This window comes from Stenotrophomonas sp. YJH_SMC_10, assembly GCF_059371555.1.
The window spans coordinates 23,790-47,044 of the sequence record NZ_JCAFUS010000009.1 but is presented as its reverse complement, the minus strand read 5'-3'; the positions used below and the strand labels follow the sequence as shown (position 1 = coordinate 47,044).

Sequence of the window (23,255 nt, the reverse complement as noted above, 5' to 3'; positions counted from 1 at the left end):
CCGGGGTCAGAGCCCTTTCCTGCGGAAAGGCGATCTGACCCCTAAAAAGGGGACGGAGGGGATTAAGTCGTTTGTGGCATAAACGACTTAATCCCCTCCGTCCCCTTTTTTCAGCCGGCGAATCCGCCCTCGGCCAGGTAGTCCAGTTCCTCCGGCGAGGGGATACGCCCCAGCACGGCGTTGCGGTGCGGGAAGCGACCGAAGCGGCGGATGATGTCGCGGTGCAGCTCGGCGTACTGCAGGTATTCCTTGTCGCCCAGCACGTCGAACATCGCCACCGAGCGGTCCTGGTCCAGCGGGTCCTCGGAGTGCTCGAACGGCAGGTAGATGAAGGCGCGCAGCTTCGGCACCAGCTGCAGGTCCAGGCCTTCCTCGATGGCGCGCATGGCGTAGTGCCGGGCCAGGCCATCGGTGGCGTAGGAGTGGGCGGTACCGCGGAAGCAGTTGCGCGGGAACTGGTCCAACAGCAGCATCAGCGCCAGCGCGCCCTCGGCACTGCCCAGCCAATGCTCGCGTGCGCGCGATGCCGCAGCGTAATGCTCATCCAGGAACAACTGGCGGAACTGCGCGTCGAACGCGTCGTCGCGGGCGAACCACTTCGCAGGGCCCGCCTCTTTCCAGAATTCCACCACGTGCGCGGCAACGTCCATTACCTACTCCCCAGGGCCGGCGCGCCGCGCCAGGCCATCATCATCATTCGTCGAAGCGCAGGTGGCGGACCGACTTGCCGTTGCGCCGGATAAGCTTAAGCGCCTCGATACCGATCTGGATATGGTTTTCCACGAACTGGGAGCTGACCTTGGCGTCGGAGGCCTCGGTCTTGACCCCGTCGGGGATCATCGGCTGGTCCGACACCAGCAGCAGTGCGCCGCTGGGAATGTGGTTGGCGAAGCCAGCGGCGAACACGGTGGCGGTTTCCATGTCGATGGCCATGCAGCGCATCGCCCGCAGCCGCTCCTTGAAGGCCTCGTCGTGCTCCCAGACCCGGCGGTTGGTGGTGTAGACGGTACCGGTCCAGTAGTCGTGGCCAAGGTCGCGGATCATGGTCGAGACCGCACGCTGCAGCGCGAAGGCCGGCAGCGCCGGCACTTCCGGCGGCAGGTAGTCACCTGAAGTACCCTCGCCGCGGATCGCCGCGATCGGCAGCACCAGGTCACCCAGCTGGTTCTTGCGCTTCAGGCCACCGCACTTGCCCAGGAACAGCACCGCCTTGGGCATCACCGCCGACAGCAGGTCCATGATGATCGCGGCATTGGGGCTGCCCATGCCGAAGTTGATCATGGTGATGCCATCGATGGTGGCACTGGCCATCGGCCGGTCCAGGCCGATGACCGGGGCCCCGGTCAGCGCGGAGAAGGTGTGCAGGTAGCCGCCGAAATTGGTCAGCAGGATGTGCTGGCCGAACTGGTCCAGCGGCACGCCGGTGTAACGCGGCAGCCAGTTGTCGACGATTTCCTGCTTGCTCTTCATGGGCAGTCCGGTACGGCGGGGGACCGCATAGTTTCAGCCACCCGGCCGGTGCCGTCGAGCGACCGTCGGCAGGCCTGTGAAGAAGGTCACTTGGCAAGCCCGCCATCGCCCGGCTAGCGTCGGCGGCTGGATCACGCTGCGAGGGGAACTGCATGGCATCACCGTTGTTGCGCACCAGCCTGGGGCTGGCGCTGCTCTCACTGGCAACCGCACCCGCGACAGGCGCCTCGCGCTTCGTCGCCGATCCCTACCCCAGCACCTACCAGGCGCATCCCGATGCGCCGGTGCTGATCCAGAACGCCACCGTGCTGACCGGCACCGGCCAGCGCCTGGACAACGCCGACGTGCTGCTGCGCGAGGGCCGGATCGCCGCCGTGGGCCGCCAGCTGCAGGCCGACGCCGGTGTCACCCGCATCGATGCGCAGGGCAAGTGGGTCACCCCCGGCCTGATCGACGTGCACTCGCACCTGGGCGTATACCCCAGCCCGGGCGTCGGCGCGCACAGCGACGGCAACGAGATGACCGCGCCGGTCACCGCCAACGTCTGGGCCGAGCACTCGGTCTGGCCGCAGGACCCGGGCTTTGCCACCGCGCTGGCCGGCGGCGTGACCAGCATGCAGGTGCTGCCGGGTTCGGCCAACCTGGTCGGTGGCCGCGGCGTGACCCTGAAGAACGTCCCCGCCATCACCTACCAGGCGATGAAGTTTCCCGGCGCACCGTGGGGACTGAAGATGGCCTGTGGCGAGAACCCCAAGCGGGTCTACGGCGAAGGCAAGGGCGTGACCCCGGCCACGCGGATGGGCAACGTCGCCGGCTATCGTGCCGCCTTCATCGATGCCGCCGACTACATCGCCAAGAACAAACCGAAGCCGGCCAAGCGCAAGGGCTGGTTCGGCAGCGACAAGGGCGACAGCGCCGGTGATGCCGGCGGCAAGCGTGATCTCAAGCTGGACACGCTGGCCGGCGCGATCGAAGGCGACATCCGCGTGCACATCCACTGCTACCGCGCCGACGAGATGGCCACCATGCTCGACCTGGCCAAGGAATTCGGCTTCAAGGTGGCAGCCTTCCACCACGGCGTGGAGGCCTACAAGCTGGCCGACCGGCTGGCCGCCGACGGCGTCTGCGGTGCGCTGTGGGCCGACTGGTGGGGCTTCAAGATGGAAGCCTTCGATGGTATCCCGGAGAACATCGCACTGGTCGACCGGCCGAAGAACAGCTGCGCCATCGTCCATTCCGATTCGCCCGAAGGCATCCAGCGGCTGAACCAGGAAGCGGCCAAGGTGATCGCGGCCGCGCGCCGTGCGCACATGCCGGAGATCGCCCCCGAACACGCCATCACCTGGATGACCGCCAACGCCGCCAAGGCGCTGGGCATCGAAGGCCAGACCGGCACCCTGGAGGCCGGCAAGATGGCCGACGTGGTGGTGTGGAACGGCAACCCCTTCAGCTCCTACGCGCTGGCGGAGCAGGTCTTCATCGACGGCCGCCGGCTGTACGACCGCAGCGTACCTGCGGCCACGCCACGTTCCGATTTCCAGCTTGGCCAGGAGGTGCACTGATGGTGGCGCTCAAGCAGTTGGCGCAGTCTGCGGCGAAGGGCCGCCGGGCATGGCTCGGCGCGACGGTCATGGTGCTGGCCTGCCTTTCCGCATCCGCACAGGCGCAGGACCTGCTGGTGCGCAACGCGACCGTGCATACGGCCAGCGCGCGCGGCAGCCTGCAGGGCGCGGACGTACTGGTGCAGGGCGGCATCATCCGCGCGGTCGGCCGCGGCCTGTCCGCCCCGGCCGGCACAACCGTGGTCGACGCCGATGGGCGCCCGCTGACGCCGGCGCTGTTCGGGGGCATCACCGAGATCGGCATCGAAGAAGTCTCCGGCGAAGCGAGCACGGTCGACAGCACGCTGAAGATCGGCGAACAACCGTTGCGCCCCGAATTCGATGTCACCCTGGCCTACAACCCGGCCTCGGTGCTGATCCCGGTGGCGCGCCTGGATGGCATCGGATTCACTGCGCTGGGGGCCGCCACCGGTGGCGGCTTCGTTGCTGGCCAGGGCGGTGTGATGCGGCTGGACGGCAGCGCCGACCCGCTCGGACCGCGCGCGCTGTTCCTGCGCCTGGGGTCGGCTGCGGTGGAGTTGACCGGACACTCGCGCGCTGCGCAGTGGATGCTGCTGCAGCAGATGGTGGACGAGGCGCGCGGCCAGGTTGCCGCCGACTCGCCGCACGCGCTGCTGACGCCGGCCGGGCGCCGCACCCTGGGCCGTTACCTGGCCGGCCAGGGCCGCATCGTGGTGGAGGTGGACCGCGCCGCGGACATCCGCCAACTGCTGCGTTGGGCGTCCCGCGAAAAGGTGAAGATCGCCATTGCCGGTGGCAGCGAAGCCTGGCAGCTGGCACCGGAGCTGGCAGCCGCGCAGGTGCCGGTATTCGTCGACGTGCTGTCCAACCTGCCGGCCAGCTTCGACCAGATCGGCGCTACGCTGGAAAACGCGGCACGCCTGCAACGGGCCGGCGTGGCCGTGTCGTTCGTGCAGCGTGGTGACGCTTCGCACAACGCACGCAAGATGCGCCAGCTGGCCGGAAATGCCGTGGCCAACGGCTTGCCCTGGGCCGACGGCCTGGCCGGGCTGACCCGGGTGCCGGCGCAGGCGTTCGGCGTGGCCGACCAGATCGGCAGCATCGAGCCGGGCAAGCGTGCCGACCTGGTGCTGTGGGAGGGCGACCCGCTGGACGTGGCGCACTATGCCGAACAGGTCTGGCTGGGCGGCCGGGCGATGCCGATGCGCTCGCGCCAGACCGAACTGCGTGACCGCTACCTGCAGCGCAACGCGCAGCCCTGACCGCATTGAAGGACACCACCATGGCCACCCTGCGCTGGTATTTCGACTTCGTTTCGCCGTACTCCTACCTGCATTGGCAGAAGCTGAAGCAGCTGCCCCAGTTCGCGCGGATCCAGCCGGTGCCGATCGCCTTTGGCGCCGTGCTGCACCACCTGGGCAATCTCGGGCCGGCCGAGATTCCGGCCAAGCGCCGCTTCATGTACCGCCAGCTGCTGTGGACGGCGCAGGCCGAGGGCACGCCGCTGCACTTCCCGCCGGGCCATCCGTTCAACCCGCTATCCGCCCTGCGGCTGTGCCTGGCTGCTGGCGCCGGCACGCAAGCGGTGGACGTACTGTTCGACTGGATCTGGCGCGAGGGGCACGCGGGCGACAGTGCCGAGGCCCTGCGCGAACCGGGTGCGCGGCTGGGGATCGAGGATGTCGCCAATGCCATCGCCGCGCCGGCGGTCAAGGAGCAGCTGCGCCGCAACACCGAGGCCGCCATTGCCGCCGGCGTGTTCGGCGTCCCCACCCTGGCCATCGATGGCGAGTTGTTCTGGGGCAACGATGCCCACCCGCTGATGGCGGCGGTGCTGGCCGACCCGGACCTGCTGCAGCAGCCCGAATGGCAGCGCCTGGCCGAGCTTCCGGTGGCGGTGCAGCGCAGTCGCTGAACAGGGCGTGGCGCATTTGCCGCGCGCGCCACGCCAGATTTTGAGATAGATTTCACGTTTCCGAACCTACAACCGCCCTGGAGGGGGAGCCGCGGATGCGCATCGGAATCGTCGTCGACTCGGCCTGTGACCTGCCGCAGGACTTCATTGCCGAGCACAACATCGTGCTGCTGCCGATCACCGTGCGGATCGGCGAAGCCGTGCTGGCCGATCATCGCGATGAGCAGGCCACCCTGAGCTTCCTGCACGCGCACGTGGCCGAGCACGGCGCCGAGGCGGAGACCATTCCCTTCAGCGTCAACCAGATCCGCGATCTGTTCCTGCAGCAACTGGTGATCGACTACGACCACGTGTTCTGCATGACCATCACCAAGACCCGCAGCCCGATCCACGACAACGCGCTGCAGGCCAGCTTCGCCATCCTCAACGACTACAAGCCGGTGCGGCAGGCGGCCGGCCACAACTCGCCGTTCGCGCTGCGCGTGCTCGACACCCAGAACCTGTTCGCCGCGCAGGCGGTGACTGCGGTGGAAGCGGTACGCCTGCGCGCCAGTGGCGCCAGCGTGCAGCAGATCCGCGAACGCCTGGAAGAACTGGCCGGCAACGTGCACGGCTACATGGTCACCCGCGACCTGTACTACATGCGCGCACGTGCGCGGCACAAGGGTGACCGCAGTGTCGGCCTGCTCAGCGCGGCGCTGGGCAGCGCGCTGGACATCAAGCCGGTGCTGCACGGTTACCGCGGCGAGACCGGGCCGGTGGCCAAGATCAAGGGTTTCGACAACGCCGTGCAGAAGCTGTTTGCGGTGGTCGGCCAGCGCGTGCGCGCCGGGCTGATGACACCGACGGTGTGCATCAGCTACGGCGGTGAACTGGACGAACTGCGCGCCCTGCCCGGCTACGCCCAGATGAAGGACGTCTGCGCCGGCCACGGCGTAACCGTGTACGAAACGGTGATGAGCCTGACCGGCATGGTCAACGTCGGCAAGGGCGCGGTCACCGTGGGCTTTGCCGATGGACCGCATCGGTTTGAATGAAGGCCAACCGCGGCGGAACTCTGCACATCGATTCCACCGCGGTTGTGCCAGCCTTGCCGCACTTCTAGGAGAACACCATGCCTGCGCAGTACCACATCAGCCTGCCCGACCCGTCCAAGGCACGCGGCAACGACCCTGACCTGTCCTTCCATTCGCAGGGCGCCGCCGGCTTCGCCGAGGAGCTGCAGGATGCCCTGCGCAGCGGCACGTTGTTTGAACGCTGGAAGGCCAAGCAGCCCGACCCGGATGCAGTGGAGCCGCAGTGGGGCGCAACCGATCCCGAGGCCACCGTGACCGGTGAGCAGAAGGACCTGCGCATCAACCTGGTGGCCACCACCCGCATCGACAGCGATGTGTTCAAGCAGCGCCTGCGCCTGCTGGCCGGCAGCCACTGGGAACTGCGCGACGTGCGTTGAGGCCATGCCGTGGTAGTGCCGGCCGCTGGCCGGCAACCGCGGCGTCCGAGGAGGTGCCGGCCAGCGGCCGGCACTAAGGGCTGGTCCGCTCAACAGTCCATGGTTCCGTGCGCGTTGCCCTCGTCATCCAGCACGTGCGCATGCAGGACCACCTGGTTGCGGCCGGCACGCTTGGCGGCATACAGGCCGGCATCGGCGTCGGCCAGCAGCTGATCGGCGCTGGCCATCGCTGGCGGATGCAAATAGCCCACGCCGATGCTGATGCTGACCGACCCTTCCGGCAGCGGCAGCGCCGCCACCGCCTCGCGCAGGCGCTCGGCCAGTGCCAGCACGCCCGACAGCGCGCTTCCGGGCACAATCACCGCGAATTCCTCGCCGCCGTAGCGCGCAACACGGTCACCGGCGCGGCCGGCGCTCGCCTTCAGGACCGCTGCCACGGCCTGCAGGCAGCGGTCGCCGGCGGGATGGCCGTGGCGGTCGTTGAAGGCCTTGAAATGATCGATATCCAACAGCAGCAGGCCCAGCTCGGTGCCACTGCGCCGTGCGCGGTTCCACTCGGCCAGCAGCAGCGCGTCGAACTCGCGCCGGTTGGCCACGCCGGTCAGGCCATCCTGGCGCGCCAACTGGTCCAGCGAGGCCTGCCGTTCCATCAGGTCCACCTGCAGCAGGATGCTGCGCAGGCCGAACCCCAGCGTCGCCACCACGAACCCGCTCACGGCCAGGGGCCGGGCGTGGTCGACCACCAGCGTGCCTACCACCAGCAGCAGCAGCGGCAGGATCATCGGGCCCGCCGCCTGCACCGTGCGCGCCATCCGCGAATGCGGCGCCAGGACCCGCGCCGGTGCCTGGCTGAGTGCGAGCAGCGCCAGCAGCAGGAACGGCAGATCGATCAGCAGGTCGGCATAGGCACCGAACGCATCGCCGGAGGTGTAGTGGTTGATGTAGTACGCCACCAACAGGTAGGTCACCGCATACATCGCCAGCGCGCGGAAAAAGGTGCGCCGCTCGGGAACGTCGCCGGCCAGCCAGCGCACCACCGCGAACACAGCGATGCACAGGTTCTGGATATCGAACATGCGTTGCATGTTGGCCAGCGCGTGGTCGTCGATGTCAACGCGGGCGGCAAACGACTGCGCGTGCACGAAGAACAGCACGCCCAACAGCGCCGCCATCGCCGCATCGATCAGGCTGATGCTGACCCGTTCCCGGCGCGCCCGGGCCAGGATAAACACCAGGGGCACACCGTAAAGCACGTAAAGGAACAGGCTTGCGCGCGGGGTGAAATCGGCACGCCCGGCGCCTAGGGCGTCAATCATGTTGAACGCCATGCCGCCGGCCCACAGCAGCAGGGCCAGCGCCGTGGCGCGCCACCCCAGTGCCGCGCGGTCGCGGCGGGCCCGCCACAGGCAGGCGATCGCAGCCAGCAGCGGGGCGCCGGTCAGGAAAACGAAGGAACCCGCCCCGGCGGGACCGGGCCACAGGGCCAGCACCAGCCCATGGCACAGCACATACAGCAGCGCCAGCACTACCGGCATGCCTTCCCCCATCCGCAAGGCCGTATGGGCGCACGATAGCGCGCCGGCACGCCACAGCGGCGTGATCCACTGCGGCAAAACAACACGCCGCGCGCACCGCCACGGTAGTGCCGGCCGCTGGCCGGCATCCGAGGGAATCACGGGGCGGCAGGTTGCCGGCCAGCGGCCGGCACTACCGGAAAACCCTCAGGCGTGCAGCGTGTGGGCGTGGTGGGGCTGGCACGCCACAGCGGCGTGATCCACTGCGGCAAAACAACACGCCGCGTGCACCGCCAGGTTCGTGCCGGCTGCTGGCCGGCATCCGTGGGAATCACGCGGCGGCAGGTTGCCGGCCAGCGGCCGGCACTACCGGAAAGGCCTCAGGCGTACAGCGCGTGGGCGTGGTGGGGCCGGTACGCCACAGCGGCGTGATCCACTGCGGCGAAACGACGCTCCGCGTGCACCGCCACGGTAGTGCCGGCCGCTGGCCGGCATCCGTGGGAATCACGCGGCGGCGGGTTGCCGGCCAGCGGCCGGCACTACCGAAAGCCCTCAGGCGTACAGCGTGTGGGTGTGATGGGTCGGCACGCCACGGCGGCGTGATCCACTGAGGCAAAACAACACGCCGCACGCACCGCCAGGGTAGTGCCGGCCGCTGGCCGGCATTCGAGGGAATCACGCGGCGGCAGGTTGCCGGCCAGCGGCCGGCACTACCGGAAAGGCCTCAGGCGTACAGCGCGTGGGTGTGGTGGGCCGGTACGCCACGGCGGCGTGATCCACTGCGGCAAAACAACACGCCGCACGCACCGCCACGGTAGTGCCGGCCGCTGGCCGGCATCCGGGGGAATCACGCGGCGGCAGGTTGCCGGCCAGCGGCCGGCACTACCGGAAAACCCTCAGGCGTACAGCGTGTGGGTGTGGTGGGCCGGTACGCCACAGCGGCGTGATCCACTGCGGCGAAACGACGCTCCGCGTGCACCGCCACGGTAGTGCCGGCCGCTGGCCGGCATCCGTGGGAATCACGCGGCGGCAGGTTGCCGGCCAGCGGCCGGCACTACCGGAAAGGCCTCAGGCGTACAGCGTGTGGGTGCGATGGGCCGGCACGCCACAACTGCGTGATCCACTGCGGCAAAACAACACGCCGCGGGCACCGCCACGGTAGTGCCGGCCGCTGGCCGGCATCCGTGGGAATCACGCGGCGGCAGGTTGCCGGCCAGCGGCCGGCACTACCGGCAAGGCGTCAGCCGTGCAGGGCGCGGGCGTGGTGGGCGATGTGCTCGCCGATGAAGCTGGCGATGAAGTAGTAGCTGTGGTCGTAGCCCGGCTGCAGGCGCAGGGTCAGCGGATGGCCGGCCGACGCGCAGGCCTCCTGCAGGCGCTGCGGCTGCAGCTGGGTCTGCAGGAATTCGTCCGCCTCACCCTGGTCGACCAACAACGGCAGCCGCTCGCTGGCCGCGGCAATCAGTGCGCAGGCGTCCCATTGCGCCCAGTCGGCCGGGTTGTCACCCAGATAGGCAGTGAACGCCTTCTGCCCCCACGGGACATGGCTGGGCGCGACGATCGGCGAGAACGCCGATACGCTGCGGTAGCGCCCCGGATTGCGCAGCGCGATCACCAACGCACCGTGGCCGCCCATCGAGTGACCGCTGATGGCGCGTGCGCCGGTCGCCGGGAACTCCGCTTCGATCAGCGCCGGCAGCTCGTGCACTACGTAGTCATGCATGCGGTAGTGCTTCGCCCAGGGCGCGCGGGCGGCGTTGAGGTAGAACCCCGCGCCCTTGCCGAGGTCGTAGCCTTCGGCATCGGCCACGTCATCACCGCGCGGGCTGGTATCTGGCGCGACGATGATCACGCCGTGTTCGGCCGCATAACGCTGCGCGCCCGCCTTGGTGATGAAATTCTGCTCGGTGCAGGTCAGCCCACTCAGCCAGTACAGCACCGGCAGCGTCTGCGTTTCCGCCTGCGGCGGTAGGTACACGGCGAACTGCATGTCGCAGCCCAGCGTGGTCGAATGATGGCGGTAGACGTCCTGCCAGCCACCGAAACAGGCGCGGTGTTCAATGCGTTCCATCAGGCTCTCCTGCGCACCGGCCTCAGCCGGCGCGTCGATTGATCAGTTCATCCAGCTGCGAAAGCAGGTGCAGAAGCGGCTCGACACCGGGCTGGCCGTCGAGGTTGCGGTACGCCGCCACCGCCACGTCGCTGCGCGGTGGCCACTGGCCGTCGGCGCGGGCTTCGTGCAGGCGCGGCAGGAACACCTGTGCCAGCCAGTGCTCGAACGGCATCTCGTCGATACCGAAAGGTGAATCCACCGCACGCGGTGGCCCCACGTCGCCGTCGACCCAGCCCAGCGCGCGCAGCGCCTGCTCGATCGGGTCGACCAGGGCCGCGCGCGGGTCTTCCGCACGCGGCCGGCGCAGGGCATCCAGCCAGCCCATGACGCGGCTCAGTAATGGACCACCGAACGGATCGACTTGCCTTCATGCATCAGGTCGAAGGCATCGTTGATCTTGTCCAGTTCCATGGTGTGGGTGACGAACGGCGCCAGTTCGATATCACCCTTCATCGCGTCTTCGACCATGCCCGGCAGCTGGCTGCGGCCCTTCACGCCGCCGAAGGCAGTGCCCATCCACTTGCGGCCGGTCACCAGCTGGAACGGGCGGGTGGAGATCTCCTGCCCGGCACCGGCCACGCCGATCACCACGCTCTGGCCCCAGCCACGGTGCGCGCATTCCAGCGCCGCGCGCATCACGTTGACGTTGCCGATGCACTCGAAGCTGTGGTCTACGCCCCAGGTGGTCATTTCAACGATGACCTGCTGGATCGGCGTGTCGAAGTCCTTCGGGTTGATGCAGTCGGTGGCGCCGAATTCGCGCGCCAGTTCGAACTTGGACGGATTGGTGTCCACCGCGATGATGCGGCCGGCCTTGGCCTGGCGCGCACCCTGGATCACCGCCAGGCCGATGCCCCCCAGGCCGAACACCGCTACGCTGTCGCCCTCCTGCACCTTGGCGGTGTTATGCACCGCGCCGATGCCGGTGGTGACGCCGCAGCCGAGCAGGCAGACGTGCTCCGGGTTGGCGTCCGGGTTGATCTTGGCCAGCGAGACTTCGGCCACCACGGTGTACTCGCTGAAGGTCGAGCAACCCATGTAGTGGTACAGCGGCTCGCCGTTGTAGCTGAAGCGGCTGGTGCCATCGGGCATCACGCCCTTGCCCTGGGTGGCGCGCACCGACACGCACAGGTTGGTCTTGCCGCTCTTGCAGAACAGGCACTCGCCGCACTCGGCGGTGTACAGCGGAATCACGTGGTCGCCCGGCTTGACGCTGGTCACGCCCTCGCCCACTTCAACCACGATGCCGGCGCCTTCATGGCCCAGCACCACCGGGAACAGGCCTTCCGGGTCATCGCCGGACAGCGTGAACGCATCGGTGTGGCAGACACCGGTATGGGTGATCTTCACCAGCACTTCGCCCTTCTTCGGCGGGGCGACGTCGATCTCGACGATCTGCAGCGGCTGGCCGGGACCAAAGGCGACGGCGGCACGGGACTTCATGGTGGCTTCTCCAAGGGCAGGCAGTAACAGGATGGGCGGCGCACTGTTGCGCCGTCGTTTATTTCAGGTACGAGCGGATCAACGCGCTCATGTCGCGCACGCGTTCGGCGCGTTGTGCGTCGGAGGCGGCGGGCTGGCCGAACTCCTCGCGCAGATGGGCTTCCATCACCTCGGACATCAGGCCGTTGACCGCGCCACGGATGGCGGCGATCTGCTGCAGCACCGGCCCGCAGTCGGCGCCAGCTTCGAGCGCGCGATCCAGCGCATCGCACTGGCCGCGGATGCGGCGCACGCGGGCCAGGACCTTCTTCTTCTCTTCGGGGGAGTGCGGCATGGCGGGCCACTTCGGAACTATACTGGGGGATAGTATACACGGCCACCCTGCCAGTGTCACCGACGCGCCCTGCCGTCATCGTGATCCGCCGGCAGAGCCGGGCTAAAGAACGCCGCCACGCAGCCGCTACCCGGTGCCTGATGGCGAATGAGTCGCCGGCAATGACACGGAGTTCTGATGATGGTGCGCCTCCTGCTGCCCGCCTGCCTGGCCATGGCCTTGGCATTCCCCGCACTGGCCGAGCAGGCCCCCACTGACGCGACGGCCCAGGTGGATCTGCAGCAACCGGCGCGCATCCGCCTGTTCAGTGCCAATGGCCAGTATCTGGCGATGCGCAAGAACCACACGCGCAGCGGCGCCGAAGCCGAGGTGGTCAGGGTGGAGAGCAAGGCGTCCAAGGGTGTGTTCAGCACGCTCGCCTCGTTGGCCACCGGCAATGAAAGCACCTCGATCGGCATGCCCGAGTCATTCGCCACCGGTACGCTGGGCGGTATCCGCAAGCCCTTCTATCGCGAATTCGCACTGGTGCCGGGCCAGCTGGTCAATGTGATGGCCAACTTCGAGGGCAATCGCCGCTGCGTTCCCGCGGGCGAAAGGGTTCGCGACCTGCGCTTCACGCTGCCGCCCTCGCTCCTGCTGACGCCGGAACCCGGCCTGGACTACGAAGTATCGTTCGGTACCGACGGCAGCAGTTGCGGCATGAACGCCAGGCTGCTGCTGGCCGACGGGCGCTCAGTGCCACTCCCCACCGAGTTGCAGCGGCAACGCTCACCAAAGACGTACAAGGTGGAAGGAACGCATCTGTATACCTTCCTGTTCCGCCCGGGCAGCGTGTACTACCGCCCGGTCGGCGAGGCGGAGGACCTGCAGCTGCGCATCGACGATGCCGAACATGCCGACGCATTCGAAACGGCGATGCGCGAGATCGCCTCGCGGCCCGGCACCCAGATGTGCATCGTGCTGCCGGACTTCTTCTACAAGAGCCCGCTGAAAGACCGGCTTGACCGCGTCCTGGACGAGCAGGACAAGAATTTTCCGGCCATCCTCGAACCGATCGAAGGACTGCGCAAAGTCCGCCAGCTTGAGGACCATGTGCCCACCACCTTCCTGGATGCTGCCGCGTACTGCCAGTTGGCAGGGATGATGGCGTTCCCGCCCCGCAACACGCTCGATGGCGCACCCGACGTGGCAGCCCCGGCTCAGTCAAACAATCCCTGAGCCGCCAGCCGCGCCAGCTCATCCACCACATAACGCACCTTCGGCCGCAGGTGGCGGGTTGGCGGCCACAGCGCATGGATGTCGATATGCCGCTGCATGTGCGCATCCAGCACCGATTGCAGCGCGCCGGATTCCAGGTGCCGGCGCACCAGTGACTCCGGCATCTGGCAGATACCCAGCCCAGCAATGGCGCCGTCGATCACTGCATCGCCGTCGTTGAGCTGGTAGGCCGCATTCGGGATGAACGTTCCTTCGGCATCATCACTGCCAATCCGCCACGCCACCGGTTGCCCGTGGCGGAAGCCGACGATGCTGCGGTGCTGTGCCAGTTCCTCCACGGTCGCAGGCACACCATGCGCCTGCAGGTACTCCGGCGATGCACAGGTGACCAGGCGCTGGCGACCCAGCCGGCGCGCGACCAGGTGCTCTGCGTGGTGCAGCCCACCGAAACGGATCAGCAGGTCGATGCCCTCTTCGACCGGATCGACGAAGTGATCGGTGAAGGTCATCGTCAGCTGCAGGTCCGGGTACTGCCGGCACAACCGCAGCAGCACCGGCAGCACCACCAGCCGCCCGAACGAGGACGGCATGTCGATGCGCAGCCGCCCGCTGGGCAGGCCGGCCGAACCCAGGCAGGCCTCGGCGGCGGAGATTTCTTCCAGCGCCGCCGCACACGACGCGTAGTACGCCTCGCCGTCGGTGGTCAGCGCGATGCGCCGCGTGGTGCGGTGGAACAGGCGCACCCCCAGCCGCGTTTCCAGCCGGGCGATGGCCTTGCCCACCGCTGAGCGTGAGACGCCCAGTGCATCGGCCGCTTCGGTGAAGCTGCCCGAGCGGGCCGCAGTAACGAAGGTCACCAGGCCATTCAATGATTCCAGCGGCAGCATTCTTTCCCCCACATTGGGGACAAATAGTCCCACACTCAGGGAGATCGAAGCGCTTTATGCGCCCGCATGTCAACTCCATCCTGTGGGCATCGCGCCGCTGGCGCTCCTCCCCCGCACCGAGATGACCGACATGACCGCCACCCTGTTCCGCTCCTTCGACCTGTCAGGCACCCTCCTGCGCAACCGCATCGTGATGGCCCCGATGACCCGTGCCCGCAACCCCGGCTCGGTCGCCAATGCGCTCACCGCGCAGTACTACCGGCAACGCGCCAGCGCTGGGCTGATCATCAGTGAAGGCACCCCGGTCTCGCCGCAGGGCCAGGGGTACATCGACGTGCCGGGCATCTGGTCGGCCGAGCAGGTGGCGGGCTGGAAGCAGGTGACCGAGGCCGTGCATGCCGAACAGGGCACGATCTTCGCCCAGCTCTGGCATGTGGGCCGCATGTCGCATTCCTCGCTGCAGCCCGATGGCGGACAACCGGTCAGCGCTGGCACTCGCCCGGTCGCCAGCGCACCGAAGAACACCTCGTTCGTCTACCTGGACGACGGCAGCCGCGGCCATGCCGATCCCACTCCGGCGCGTGCGCTGGCCACCGAAGAGATCCCCGGCATCGTCGACGACTTCGTGCGCGGCGCGGAGAACGCCATCGCGGCCGGCTTCGACGGCATCGAGCTGCATGCTGCCAACGGCTATCTGTTCGAACAGTTCCTCAACCCGCTCATCAACCAGCGCGAAGACCGCTATGGCGGTTCACTGCCCAATCGTGCGCGCCTGATCCTGGACACCGTCGATGCGATGGCGCAGCGCATCGGTGCCCACCGTATCGGCGTGCGCCTGGCACCGAACAACCTCACCTTCGACATGCCGTTCTACCCCGACAACGAAGCCACCTATCTGTACCTGGCCGGGGAACTGGGCAAACGCGGCCTGGCCTACGCGCATCTCAACGACAACCTGCAGGCGGGCCAGTCGGTGCTGGGCGAGGCCTTCCTGCAGCAGTTCAAGCAGGCCTACGGCGGCACCCTGATCCTGGCCGGTGGCATGACCCGCGAACGCGCGCTGCAGCGGGTCGAGGCAGGCACCATCGACCTGGCCGCGTTCGGCCAACCGTTCATCGCCAACCCGGACCTGGTCGAGCGCCTGCAGCGCAACGTCGCGCTGGCCACTCCGGACCGCACCACCTATTACGGGGGCGGCGAAGCGGGTTACCTCGACTACCCGGCCGCCGGCTGATCCCGCACGGGGTCGGATCCCCGCCACAGGGGGGGCTCCGACCCTTGGATCAGGCGTCCTCGCGCACGTAGGCGAACGAATGGTCCAACCGCTCGAAGCCGATCACTTCAGCGACGATGGCCTGCGCATCCTCGTCGCTGATACGTCCCTCGGCAATAGCGTCAACACGGGCGAACAGCCGCTGCAACGCCGCGTACTGGTCATCGCGCAGGAACGGTTGATGACTGTGCAGCCAGCGCTGCAGATTGCTGGCCAGCTCGCCATGCGAAAGCAGCGTGTACGGCGCTTGGTAGTCGGCAACTGCTTCGACCATCTTGCGGAACAGGAAGTCCTGGTAGCTGGCGGCCAGCACATCGGCACGATCATCGTCATGCCACACCAGCACGACCGGCGGTTCAGCAACACCGGGCGCGTTGCTCCAGAAGCAGTAGCTGTCGCCGCCACCCGTCCGCGCAAACGGCAGCAGCTGCAGGTCCGTGCGCAGGGGGTTGTAATGATCCTCGGCGGTCAGTTCCTGCCACGCCTCGCGCAGTTCATCGTGTTCCAGCGGTTCGTATTCCTGGGCGTACAGCAGCACCGGCGGATCCGCCTGCAGCGTCGGGAACACCACCTTGGACCATTCCGGATGTGGGGCACCCCAGCTCAACCGACCCGCTGCATGCAACTGCTTGAACAGGGGCGGGAAGGACTGGCCGGTGGCCCGTTCGATGTCAGATAGCGTGCTCATGGATGTCCTTGTCGATAGAGACCGCCCAGCTTGCCCGAATGCGCGCAGCAGATGAACCGGCGGCAGCACGCGGCAGGACTAGACTGCGACCACCGGATGCCGCCCATCGCTGCCATGAACGCCCCTGCCTACAGCTTCATCGTCAACCTCGACGTGCCCGACCTGGCCGCCGCCGAAACCTTCTACGTGGCCGCGTTTGGACTGCGCATCGGCCGCCGTCTCGGCCCGGGGGCCGTGGAATTGCTCGGTGGGCCAACACCGCTCTACCTGCTGCAGAACGAGGCTGGCAGCGCCACCACCGAAGACGGCGACGTGCGCGACTACGAGCGCCACTGGACCCCGCTGCACCTGGACTGGGTGGTGGATGACATCGACGCCGCGCTGGCACGTGCAGTCGCAGCCGGGGCGACACTCGAGCACTCCGTGCGCGAGCGTCGCTGGGGACGCATCGCCGTGCTGGCCGATCCATTCGGCCACGGCTTCTGCCTGATCCAGTTCAGTGGCGAAGGCTACGACGCGCTGGTGACATGAGCGATTGGGGTGGGTGCCGGCCGTGGGTCGGCACTGCATCCCTTACCGCCACTACGCCCGCAGCATATCCACGAACGCCCGCAGCGCGCCCGGCATCTGCCGCTGCTTCGGGTAGTACAGCGCGAAGCCGGCGAACGGTTCGCTCCAGTCTTCCAGCACTGCCACCATCTGCCCCGAGTCGATGTACGGCCTTGCCGTGTCTTCCAGCACGTACGCCAGGCCGATGCCATCCAGAACAGCGCGCACGATCGTGCCCTGCTCGCACAGGGTCAGCCGCCCCGGTACATCGATCTCCAGCGCCTGCCCACCGCGCTCGAACTGCCACTTGTACAGGTGCCCGCTGGCGAAGCGGAAGCGGATGCATTCGTGTGCGGCCAGGTCGCGCGGATGCTGTGGCGCCGGGCGCCGCCGCAGGTAGTCCGGCGAGCCGACAATCAAGCCACGCAGCGGTGGGCCCATCGGCACCGCCACCATGTCCTCGGGTACGAACTCGTGCAGGCGCACGCCGGCGTCGTACCCTTCGGCGACGATATCGACCAGGCCATCGTTCTCGGTCAGCTCCACGCGCACGTCGGGATGGGCGTGCAGGAAGCGCGCCAGCCGCGGCCCCAACTGGGTCGGCACCGCCGCGCGGGTGGCGTTGATGCGCAGCAGGCCGGCCGGGGCGGCGCGGAAGTGGTTCATTTCTTCCAGTGCGTCGTGCACCTGCCCCAACGCCGGCTGCAGGCGCTCCAGCAGGCGCTGCCCGGCTTCGGTCAGGGCCACGCTGCGGGTGGTGCGATGGAACAGGCCCACGCCCAGCCGCTCTTCCAGCGCGCGGATCGCATAGCTCACCGCCGAGGTCGACAATGCCAGTTCGGCACCGGCGCGGCGGAAGCTGCGATGGCGGGCGACTGCGGCGAACGCGGCCAGATGCGTCAGGTTGTCAGTGGCCATTGTGCAGTTTCACTTGATGAATCATGCCGATATCCGCGCTTCTTGCCACTGGGCATGGGGCGTATTGTAAAGCGCCTTTCGATAAACCCTGCCAAGGATTCCCCATGTCCCTCGCCCGTGGTTACGCCGCCCATTCACATACCGCCCCGCTGGTGCCCTACGCGTTCGAACGTCGCGCGGTCGGCCCGGACGACGTGCGCATCGAGATCCTCTACAGCGGCATCTGCCATTCCGACCTGCACCAGGCCCGCGATGACTGGGGTGGCTCGATCTACCCGATGGTGCCGGGCCACGAGATCATCGGCCGGGTGACCGAAGTCGGCAGCAAAGTCACCCGCTTCAAGGTCGGCGACCACGCCGGCGTCGGCTGCATGGTCGATTCCTGCCGCCACTGCGACGCCTGCCAGCACGACCTGGAGCAGTACTGCGCCGAGGGTGCGACCTGGACCTACAACGGCCGTGAACGCGAAACCGGCGCGCCGACCTACGGCGGCTATTCCGACCACGTGGTGGTCGAGCAGCGCTTCGTGGTGAAGGTGTCCGACACCCTCGACCTGAAGGCGGCCGCACCGCTGCTGTGCGCCGGCATCACCACCTGGTCGCCGCTGCGCCACTGGAAGGTCGGTCCGGGGCAGAAGGTGGGCGTGATCGGTCTCGGTGGCCTCGGCCACATGGGCGTGAAGTTCGCCAAGGCACTGGGCGCACACGTGGTGATGATCACCACCACGCCGGAAAAGGGTGCCGATGCCAAGCGCCTGGGCGCCGATGAGGTACTGGTCTCGCGCGATGCCGCGCAGATGAAGGCGCACGCCGGCAGCTTCGACTTCCTGCTCAACACCATCCCGGTCGGCCATGACACCAACCCGTACATGGGCCTGCTCAAGCGCGAGGCCACCATGTGCCTGGTCGGCGTACTGACCGAACTGGACCCGCCGCTGACCGGTGGCAGCGTGATCTTCGGCCGCAAGCACCTGACCGGCTCGGCGATCGGCGGCATGGCCGAAACCCAGGAAATGATGGACTTCTGCGCCGAGCACGGCATCGTCAGCGATGTCGAGATCATCGACATCAAGAACGTCAACGAGGCCTGGGAACGCATGGCGAAGAACGATGTGCGCTACCGCTTCGTGATCGACATGGCGACGATGAAGGACGCCGCCTGATCCAACGCAGATGTGGAAATGAAAAACCCCGGCAATGCCGGGGTTTTTCTTCTGGTAGTGCCGGCCGCTGGCCGGCAACCCCGCATGACGATCAGTACGCGAATTCGCGGAACACCGGATCGACGTCGCCGTGCCAGCGGCCATGGAACAGCGCCAGCTTGCGCTCGGCCGGGGTCAGGCCGGACTCGACGATCTCCTGCAGCACGTCCAGGAACTTGCTCTCGTCCTGGCCGTCGGCATTGCGCGCTGCGCGGCGCCTGAGGCCTTCCACCGAAATCTTCACCGCTTCCCGGGCCAGGTCGCGAACCGTGCCATTGCGGAACGGCAGGTTCATCGCATGCTTGGGCACGCCATCGCGCAGCGCATGGCGCTCGGCCAGGGTGAAGTCATGCACCAGGTCCCAGGCAGCATCGAGTGCGGTGTCGTCGTACAGCAGGCCGACCCAGAACGCGGGCAGCGCACACAGGCGGCTCCACGGGCCGCCATCGGCGCCACGCATTTCCAGGTACTTCTTCAGGCGCACTTCGGGGAACGCGGTGGTCATGTGGTCCGACCAGTCGCGCAGGGTCGGCAGCGCACCCGGCAACACCGGCAGCCTGCCCTGCATGAAGTCGCGGAAGCTCTGCCCGCTGGCGTCGTGGTAGATGCCATCGCGGTAGGAGAAATACATCGGCACGTCGAGCAGGTAGTCGACATAGCGCTCGTAACCGAAGCCATCCTCGAACACGAAGTCGAGCATGCCGGTGCGGTCGGCGTCGGTGTCGGTCCAGATGTGCGAGCGGTAGCTCAGGTAGCCGTTCGGCTTGCCTTCGGTGAACGGCGAATCGGCGAACAGCGCGGTGGCGATCGGCTGCAGCGCCAGCGACACGCGGAACTTCTTCACCATGTCCGCTTCGGTGGCGTAGTCCAGGTTCACCTGCACGGTGCAGGTGCGGGTCATCATGTCCAGGCCCAGCGAGCCGACCTTGGGCATGTACGAGCGCATGATCTTGTAGCGCCCCTTCGGCATCCACGGCATTTCATCGCGCTTCCACTTCGGCTGGAAGCCCATGCCGAGGAAACCCAGCTGCAGTTCGCCGGCCACCTGTGCCACTTCGTTGAGGTGGGTGCCGGTCTCCACGCAGGTCTGGTGGATGGTCTCCAGCGCCGCGCCGGACAGTTCCAGCTGTCCGGCCGGTTCCAGCGTCACCGAGGCACCGTCGCGCAGCAGCGCGATCGTGTTGCCGTTTTCCTGCACCGGCTCCCAGCCGAAGCGGACCAAACCGTTGAGCAACGCTTCGATGCCGCGCTCGCCCTCGAACGTCGGCGGGCGCAGGTCATCCAGGCGGAACCCGAACTTCTCGTGCTCGGTGCCGATGCGCCACTGCGCGCGGGGCTTCTCGCCGGAGGCGATCACCTCCACCAGCTGCGAGCGGTCGGTAATGGGGGTATCGGCGACGTGGCTGGGGCTCGACAAGGGGAAGGCTCGCTGGACGGTGGCGGGGGATGTGGGGCTCGCGGCCTTCCATCGCAAGGGCGCACTATAGCGTGGCACCCCGTTGCGTCATGCGACGGTGACGGGTTTCAGCATCCTACCGACGCCCTCTTGACCCTCGTACACTCAGCGCATGAGCCGCCATTCGCGACACCCCGAACTGCACCGCTCCGAGCGCGTCGGCTGGCTGCGTGCCGCCGTGCTGGGCGCCAACGATGGCATCGTCTCGGTGGCCGGCCTGGTGGTCGGCGTGGCGGCCAGCGGCGCCTCCGCTGCCACCCTCCTCGCCACCGGCGTGGCCGGCACCGTGGCCGGCGCGATGTCGATGGCCGCCGGCGAGTATGTCTCGGTGCAGACCCAGGCCGACACCGAAGCGGCCGACCTGGCCATGGAAACACGCGAACTGCGCGAAGACCCGCACAGCGAGCTGGAGGAACTGGCTGCGATCTACCGCCACCGCGGCCTGGAGCCTGCATTGGCCCGGCAGGTGGCCGAACAGCTGACCGCCCACGATGCACTGGGTGCCCACGCCCGCGATGAGCTGGGCATCACCGACACCCTGCGCGCGCGCCCGCTGCAGGCGGCGCTGGCCTCGGCCGGTGCGTTCACCTGCGGAGCAGCGCTGCCGGTGCTGACCGCCCTACTGGCGCCGGTCGACAAGGTCGCATTGATGACCACTGCCAGCACCCTGCTCGGCCTGTGCCTGACCGGCGCGGTGGCAGCCCGGGCCGGAGGTGCACCGCCTGTGCGCGGCGCGATCCGGGTGATGTTCTGGGGCGCGTTGGCGATGGCTGCGGCGGCCGGCGTCGGTCGCCTGTTCGGTGCCCAGGTGTCATGACCGGCATGCTCCCACCGGCCACCGCAGTGCTGGCCGAGATGGCCAGTCTGGCCGGCTGCGGGCGCGCCGAGGGCTACGCCTGCATCACCGCGCGCCGCGAGCATGGCGCCAGTTCGGTAGAGGTTCCGCAGCCGCAGTTCGCGATCCTGCTGGAAGGCCGCAAGCAGGTGCGCACTGCACACCAGTCGCTGACGTTCGTTCCCGGCGACATCCTGCTGCTGACCCAGCGGTGCCGCATCGACGTGGTCAACACCCCTGATCCCTGCAGCGGCCGCTACCTCAGTGCCATCGTGCCGCTCTGCGCCGAAGTGCTGGCGGCGGCGCGTACGCTCTGGAACGAAGAGCTTCCTGCCCCGGGCCCGGCGATGGCGCGGCTGCCGTTGATCGAACATGCCGTGGTGCTGCGCCAGTGGCGGCAATCACTGCAGGACGGGCGTTACAGCGAAGCGCGACTGGCCCTGGCCTCGCTGGTGCTGACCCTGTGCCGCCAAGGTCATGGCAACCTGCTGCTGCCGCAGGCGCCGAGCCTGAGCGAACAGATCCGCGACCGCATCGCCGCCGAACCGGCACGCGACTGGCAATCACGTGATGTGGAAGCGCAGTTCGCGCTGAGCGGCGCCACCCTGCGCCGCCGCCTCGCCGCCGAAGCCACCAGCCTGCGCCAGCTGCTCACCGAGGCGCGGTTGGCGCATGGCATGCAGCTGCTCTACACCACCGACCTGCCACTGAAGACCGTCGCCGCACGCGCGGGTTACCGGTCTGCGGCGAGTTTCAGCAAGCGCTTCGCCGAGCAGTACGGACTGGCTCCGACCGACATTTGAGGGCGTTCGGCAGGGCTGCGCCCTGCACCCGCCGAAGCGAGTGCAAGAGCCGGAGCAACAGCAACAGCGTGCTATCCGTGGGATGGCGGGGCGGTGTCGGAGTGCGGGGACGCCGTGAACCCATCCCTGGGGGCTTGGCAGCCGCATCCATGCGGCTGACACCCCGCACTCCGACACCGCCCCACCTCTGACAGATCTTCGCGACTGTTGGTAGGTGTCGACCTTGGTCGACACATCTGTCAGATATCGAAATCGATCTGGGATCAGATCCGTTTTCCTGCGGAAAACGGATCTGACCCCAAGAGCATTTCCAACAGATCGCGGAAAACTGTCGAAGGCGGGGTGGGTCCGGTTGCGGGAGTGTCCGCGGCATGGATGCCGCGGCCAAGCCCCCATGGACGGGTTTACGGCGTCTCCCGCAACCGGACCCACCCCGCCATCCCACAGGAAACCAGCTTTTGCTTCGGCCGCTGCCGTTGCCGTTGCTGTTGCCTCTGCGGGTGCAGGGCGCAGCCCTGCAGACAACACCCCTTCCCTGAGCATTCCGCGCAGCGGATTGAGCGCCGCGCACACGCCCGTCACGGCACGCTGGCACCACGGAATCACCCGTTCACCGAGAACCGCCATGACCCTGCACCCCCTGCCGCTGCGCGGCGCCCTGCTGCTGGTCCTGTCCTCCCTGCCGCTGGCTGCGCTGGCCGAAGCCACCTCGCCCGCGCCCACCCAGCAGGTACCCGGCGTCTACCACCAGCGCGTCGGCACCTTGCAGGTCACCGCGCTGTTCGATGGCGTGGTCGCGCTGGGTCGTCAGGAAGTGGTGGATGTGCCAGCGACGCTGGTCAGCCGCCTGCTGGAAGGCCGCTACGTACCGGAAGACAAGAAAGGCCTGCAGACCGCGATCAACGCTTTCCTGGTGCGCCAGGGTAACCACCTGACCCTGGTCGACACCGGTACCGCGCAGTGCTTCGGCCCCGGCCTGGGCCAGGTGCTGGGCAATCTGCGTGCCTCCGGCGTGGACCCGTCCGAGGTGGATGAGGTGCTGCTGACCCACGCCCATCCGGACCACCTGTGCGGCGTACTCGACGCACAGGGCAAGCCGGCCTACCCGAATGCCACGGTGTGGCTGTCCAAGGCGGATGCCGATTACTGGCTCAACCCGGCCAGCGAGGCCACCGCGCCGAAGGGCGTGCGCTTCGCCTTCCCGCTGGCACGCAACGCGGTGGCGCCGTATCAGGCCAGCGGCCACCTGCGCACCTTCAGCCCCGGCGATGCCCTGCCCGGTGGCGCGGTAGCGATGGATACCCATGGCCATACCCCCGGCCATGTCTCTTACCGGTTCGACAGCCAGGGCCAGTCACTGCTGGTGTGGGGCGATGTGCTGCACTTCCACGCGGTGCAATTCGCGCACCCAGAGGCGGCGTTCGAGGCCGACTCGGACCGCAAGGCGGCCATCGCCAGCCGCCGGAGCCTGCTGCAGCAGGCCACCGCCCGCGGCTGGTGGGTGGCCGGTGCACACCTGCCGTTCCCGGGCCTGGGCCACGTGCGCAGCGAAGGCCAGGCGTATGCGTGGGTGCCGGCGGAGTATTCGCCGTTGTGAGGGT

At 67.9% G+C, this 23,255-nt stretch carries 23 protein-coding genes; 12 read left to right on the top strand and 11 right to left on the bottom strand.

The window, feature by feature from the left end:
* Positions 1 to 110: 110 nt before the first annotated feature.
* Both AC5P9C_RS12785 and AC5P9C_RS12780 read right to left on the bottom strand, forming a co-directional pair.
* The gene (locus AC5P9C_RS12785; RefSeq protein ID WP_049469087.1) at positions 111 to 650 is read right to left on the bottom strand and encodes a DUF924 family protein; all 540 of its coding nucleotides are present in this window, start codon (positions 648 to 650) and stop codon (positions 111 to 113) included.
* Positions 651 to 693: 43 nt separating this feature from the next.
* Positions 694 to 1,470: an AMP nucleosidase gene (locus tag AC5P9C_RS12780; protein ID WP_005419211.1), complete on the bottom strand. Its 777-nt coding sequence runs from the start codon at positions 1,468 to 1,470 to the stop codon at positions 694 to 696.
* A 152-nt stretch (positions 1,471 to 1,622) separates the two neighbouring features.
* On the opposite strand from AC5P9C_RS12780, the gene AC5P9C_RS12775 reads away from it, so the two are divergent.
* From AC5P9C_RS12775 to AC5P9C_RS12755, 5 genes are all read left to right on the top strand, one after another.
* Positions 1,623 to 3,032, top strand: coding sequence for an amidohydrolase (locus tag AC5P9C_RS12775; RefSeq protein ID WP_329851574.1), 1,410 nt, complete (start codon positions 1,623 to 1,625; stop codon positions 3,030 to 3,032).
* A complete protein-coding gene (locus AC5P9C_RS12770; RefSeq protein WP_057494601.1) occupies positions 3,032 to 4,315 on the top strand; it encodes an amidohydrolase family protein in 1,284 nt (427 codons plus the stop codon). The genes AC5P9C_RS12775 and AC5P9C_RS12770 overlap by 1 nt, the downstream gene beginning before the upstream one ends.
* Positions 4,316 to 4,335: 20 nt before the next feature.
* Entirely contained in the window at positions 4,336 to 4,968 is a 633-nt protein-coding gene (locus AC5P9C_RS12765; protein ID WP_057494602.1) for a 2-hydroxychromene-2-carboxylate isomerase, read from the top strand.
* Between the two features lie 95 nt (positions 4,969 to 5,063).
* Positions 5,064 to 6,005, top strand: a complete 942-nt coding sequence (locus AC5P9C_RS12760; RefSeq protein ID WP_049469102.1) for a DegV family protein — start codon at positions 5,064 to 5,066, stop codon at positions 6,003 to 6,005.
* A 77-nt stretch (positions 6,006 to 6,082) separates the two neighbouring features.
* Positions 6,083 to 6,421, top strand: coding sequence for a hypothetical protein (locus tag AC5P9C_RS12755; protein ID WP_049469108.1), 339 nt, complete (start codon positions 6,083 to 6,085; stop codon positions 6,419 to 6,421).
* A gap of 89 nt (positions 6,422 to 6,510) precedes the next feature.
* Here AC5P9C_RS12755 and AC5P9C_RS12750 read toward each other — a convergent pair whose 3' ends face one another.
* From AC5P9C_RS12750 to frmR, 5 genes are all read right to left on the bottom strand, one after another.
* Positions 6,511 to 7,956 carry a GGDEF domain-containing protein gene (locus AC5P9C_RS12750; protein ID WP_343542644.1) on the bottom strand — a complete coding sequence of 482 codons (1,446 nt, stop codon included), beginning with the start codon at positions 7,954 to 7,956 and terminating at the stop codon, positions 6,511 to 6,513.
* 1,219 nt (positions 7,957 to 9,175) lie between these two features.
* Positions 9,176 to 10,006: an S-formylglutathione hydrolase gene (gene fghA / locus AC5P9C_RS12745; protein ID WP_049470427.1), complete on the bottom strand. Its 831-nt coding sequence runs from the start codon at positions 10,004 to 10,006 to the stop codon at positions 9,176 to 9,178.
* Positions 10,007 to 10,028: 22 nt separating this feature from the next.
* Positions 10,029 to 10,373: a YqcC family protein gene (locus AC5P9C_RS12740; protein WP_049470423.1), complete on the bottom strand. Its 345-nt coding sequence runs from the start codon at positions 10,371 to 10,373 to the stop codon at positions 10,029 to 10,031.
* An 8-nt stretch (positions 10,374 to 10,381) separates the two neighbouring features.
* On the bottom strand, positions 10,382 to 11,491 hold the full coding sequence (locus tag AC5P9C_RS12735) for an S-(hydroxymethyl)glutathione dehydrogenase/class III alcohol dehydrogenase (protein WP_053461366.1): 1,110 nt from the start codon (positions 11,489 to 11,491) through the stop codon (positions 10,382 to 10,384).
* Between the two features lie 58 nt (positions 11,492 to 11,549).
* Positions 11,550 to 11,825: a formaldehyde-responsive transcriptional repressor FrmR gene (frmR, locus tag AC5P9C_RS12730; protein WP_049470415.1), complete on the bottom strand. Its 276-nt coding sequence runs from the start codon at positions 11,823 to 11,825 to the stop codon at positions 11,550 to 11,552.
* A 177-nt stretch (positions 11,826 to 12,002) separates the two neighbouring features.
* On the opposite strand from frmR, the gene AC5P9C_RS12725 reads away from it, so the two are divergent.
* Positions 12,003 to 13,043, top strand: coding sequence for a hypothetical protein (locus AC5P9C_RS12725; RefSeq protein WP_049470412.1), 1,041 nt, complete (start codon positions 12,003 to 12,005; stop codon positions 13,041 to 13,043).
* On the opposite strand, the gene AC5P9C_RS12720 is transcribed toward AC5P9C_RS12725, so the two are convergent.
* Positions 13,025 to 13,930, bottom strand: a complete 906-nt coding sequence (locus AC5P9C_RS12720; RefSeq protein ID WP_049470409.1) for a LysR family transcriptional regulator — start codon at positions 13,928 to 13,930, stop codon at positions 13,025 to 13,027. The genes AC5P9C_RS12725 and AC5P9C_RS12720 overlap by 19 nt on opposite strands.
* Positions 13,931 to 14,060: 130 nt before the next feature.
* Between AC5P9C_RS12720 and AC5P9C_RS12715 the strand changes: the two genes are divergently transcribed.
* The gene (locus AC5P9C_RS12715; protein ID WP_343541595.1) at positions 14,061 to 15,164 is read left to right on the top strand and encodes an alkene reductase; all 1,104 of its coding nucleotides are present in this window, start codon (positions 14,061 to 14,063) and stop codon (positions 15,162 to 15,164) included.
* A 49-nt stretch (positions 15,165 to 15,213) separates the two neighbouring features.
* Here AC5P9C_RS12715 and AC5P9C_RS12710 read toward each other — a convergent pair whose 3' ends face one another.
* Positions 15,214 to 15,891: an SMI1/KNR4 family protein gene (locus AC5P9C_RS12710; RefSeq protein ID WP_343541592.1), complete on the bottom strand. Its 678-nt coding sequence runs from the start codon at positions 15,889 to 15,891 to the stop codon at positions 15,214 to 15,216.
* Positions 15,892 to 16,005: 114 nt separating this feature from the next.
* On the opposite strand from AC5P9C_RS12710, the gene AC5P9C_RS12705 reads away from it, so the two are divergent.
* Positions 16,006 to 16,422, top strand: a complete 417-nt coding sequence (locus tag AC5P9C_RS12705) for a VOC family protein (RefSeq protein ID WP_312558159.1) — start codon at positions 16,006 to 16,008, stop codon at positions 16,420 to 16,422.
* Between the two features lie 51 nt (positions 16,423 to 16,473).
* Here AC5P9C_RS12705 and AC5P9C_RS12700 read toward each other — a convergent pair whose 3' ends face one another.
* Positions 16,474 to 17,358 carry a LysR family transcriptional regulator gene (locus tag AC5P9C_RS12700; RefSeq protein WP_049470402.1) on the bottom strand — a complete coding sequence of 295 codons (885 nt, stop codon included), beginning with the start codon at positions 17,356 to 17,358 and terminating at the stop codon, positions 16,474 to 16,476.
* Between the two features lie 104 nt (positions 17,359 to 17,462).
* Here AC5P9C_RS12700 and AC5P9C_RS12695 point away from each other — a divergent pair, with 104 nt between their 5' ends.
* Positions 17,463 to 18,521, top strand: coding sequence for an NAD(P)-dependent alcohol dehydrogenase (locus tag AC5P9C_RS12695; RefSeq protein ID WP_343541585.1), 1,059 nt, complete (start codon positions 17,463 to 17,465; stop codon positions 18,519 to 18,521).
* Between the two features lie 91 nt (positions 18,522 to 18,612).
* Here AC5P9C_RS12695 and AC5P9C_RS12690 read toward each other — a convergent pair whose 3' ends face one another.
* Complete coding sequence (locus AC5P9C_RS12690) at positions 18,613 to 19,977, bottom strand: glutamate--cysteine ligase (protein ID WP_049470395.1); 1,365 nt, start codon at positions 19,975 to 19,977, stop codon at positions 18,613 to 18,615.
* Between the two features lie 151 nt (positions 19,978 to 20,128).
* On the opposite strand from AC5P9C_RS12690, the gene AC5P9C_RS12685 reads away from it, so the two are divergent.
* The 3 genes from AC5P9C_RS12685 to AC5P9C_RS12675 all read left to right on the top strand — a co-directional run bounded on the left by AC5P9C_RS12685 (position 20,129) and on the right by AC5P9C_RS12675 (position 23,251).
* Positions 20,129 to 20,833, top strand: coding sequence for a VIT1/CCC1 transporter family protein (locus tag AC5P9C_RS12685; protein WP_057495007.1), 705 nt, complete (start codon positions 20,129 to 20,131; stop codon positions 20,831 to 20,833).
* The gene (locus AC5P9C_RS12680; RefSeq protein ID WP_053506212.1) at positions 20,830 to 21,654 is read left to right on the top strand and encodes a helix-turn-helix transcriptional regulator; all 825 of its coding nucleotides are present in this window, start codon (positions 20,830 to 20,832) and stop codon (positions 21,652 to 21,654) included. Before AC5P9C_RS12685 ends, AC5P9C_RS12680 begins: the two co-directional genes overlap by 4 nt.
* Before the next feature lie 625 nt (positions 21,655 to 22,279).
* Complete coding sequence (locus tag AC5P9C_RS12675; RefSeq protein WP_414615310.1) at positions 22,280 to 23,251, top strand: MBL fold metallo-hydrolase; 972 nt, start codon at positions 22,280 to 22,282, stop codon at positions 23,249 to 23,251.
* The last annotated feature ends 4 nt before the right edge of the window (positions 23,252 to 23,255 follow it).

What these genes read in the sequence shown, in the direction of transcription:
- AC5P9C_RS12785 (WP_049469087.1), bottom strand. Translation starts at nt 650, where the DNA reads ATGGACGTTGCCGCGCACGTGGTGGAATTCTGGAAAGAGGCGGGCCCT.
- AC5P9C_RS12780 (WP_005419211.1), bottom strand. Translation starts at nt 1,470, where the DNA reads ATGAAGAGCAAGCAGGAAATCGTCGACAACTGGCTGCCGCGTTACACC.
- AC5P9C_RS12775 (WP_329851574.1), top strand. Translation starts at nt 1,623, where the DNA reads ATGGCATCACCGTTGTTGCGCACCAGCCTGGGGCTGGCGCTGCTCTCA.
- AC5P9C_RS12770 (WP_057494601.1), top strand. Translation starts at nt 3,032, where the DNA reads ATGGTGGCGCTCAAGCAGTTGGCGCAGTCTGCGGCGAAGGGCCGCCGG.
- AC5P9C_RS12765 (WP_057494602.1), top strand. Translation starts at nt 4,336, where the DNA reads ATGGCCACCCTGCGCTGGTATTTCGACTTCGTTTCGCCGTACTCCTAC.
- AC5P9C_RS12760 (WP_049469102.1), top strand. Translation starts at nt 5,064, where the DNA reads ATGCGCATCGGAATCGTCGTCGACTCGGCCTGTGACCTGCCGCAGGAC.
- AC5P9C_RS12755 (WP_049469108.1), top strand. Translation starts at nt 6,083, where the DNA reads ATGCCTGCGCAGTACCACATCAGCCTGCCCGACCCGTCCAAGGCACGC.
- AC5P9C_RS12750 (WP_343542644.1), bottom strand. Translation starts at nt 7,956, where the DNA reads ATGCCGGTAGTGCTGGCGCTGCTGTATGTGCTGTGCCATGGGCTGGTG.
- fghA (WP_049470427.1), bottom strand. Translation starts at nt 10,006, where the DNA reads ATGGAACGCATTGAACACCGCGCCTGTTTCGGTGGCTGGCAGGACGTC.
- AC5P9C_RS12740 (WP_049470423.1), bottom strand. Translation starts at nt 10,373, where the DNA reads ATGGGCTGGCTGGATGCCCTGCGCCGGCCGCGTGCGGAAGACCCGCGC.
- AC5P9C_RS12735 (WP_053461366.1), bottom strand. Translation starts at nt 11,491, where the DNA reads ATGAAGTCCCGTGCCGCCGTCGCCTTTGGTCCCGGCCAGCCGCTGCAG.
- frmR (WP_049470415.1), bottom strand. Translation starts at nt 11,825, where the DNA reads ATGCCGCACTCCCCCGAAGAGAAGAAGAAGGTCCTGGCCCGCGTGCGC.
- AC5P9C_RS12725 (WP_049470412.1), top strand. Translation starts at nt 12,003, where the DNA reads ATGATGGTGCGCCTCCTGCTGCCCGCCTGCCTGGCCATGGCCTTGGCA.
- AC5P9C_RS12720 (WP_049470409.1), bottom strand. Translation starts at nt 13,930, where the DNA reads ATGCTGCCGCTGGAATCATTGAATGGCCTGGTGACCTTCGTTACTGCG.
- AC5P9C_RS12715 (WP_343541595.1), top strand. Translation starts at nt 14,061, where the DNA reads ATGACCGCCACCCTGTTCCGCTCCTTCGACCTGTCAGGCACCCTCCTG.
- AC5P9C_RS12710 (WP_343541592.1), bottom strand. Translation starts at nt 15,891, where the DNA reads ATGAGCACGCTATCTGACATCGAACGGGCCACCGGCCAGTCCTTCCCG.
- AC5P9C_RS12705 (WP_312558159.1), top strand. Translation starts at nt 16,006, where the DNA reads ATGAACGCCCCTGCCTACAGCTTCATCGTCAACCTCGACGTGCCCGAC.
- AC5P9C_RS12700 (WP_049470402.1), bottom strand. Translation starts at nt 17,358, where the DNA reads ATGGCCACTGACAACCTGACGCATCTGGCCGCGTTCGCCGCAGTCGCC.
- AC5P9C_RS12695 (WP_343541585.1), top strand. Translation starts at nt 17,463, where the DNA reads ATGTCCCTCGCCCGTGGTTACGCCGCCCATTCACATACCGCCCCGCTG.
- AC5P9C_RS12685 (WP_057495007.1), top strand. Translation starts at nt 20,129, where the DNA reads ATGAGCCGCCATTCGCGACACCCCGAACTGCACCGCTCCGAGCGCGTC.
- AC5P9C_RS12680 (WP_053506212.1), top strand. Translation starts at nt 20,830, where the DNA reads ATGACCGGCATGCTCCCACCGGCCACCGCAGTGCTGGCCGAGATGGCC.
- AC5P9C_RS12675 (WP_414615310.1), top strand. Translation starts at nt 22,280, where the DNA reads ATGACCCTGCACCCCCTGCCGCTGCGCGGCGCCCTGCTGCTGGTCCTG.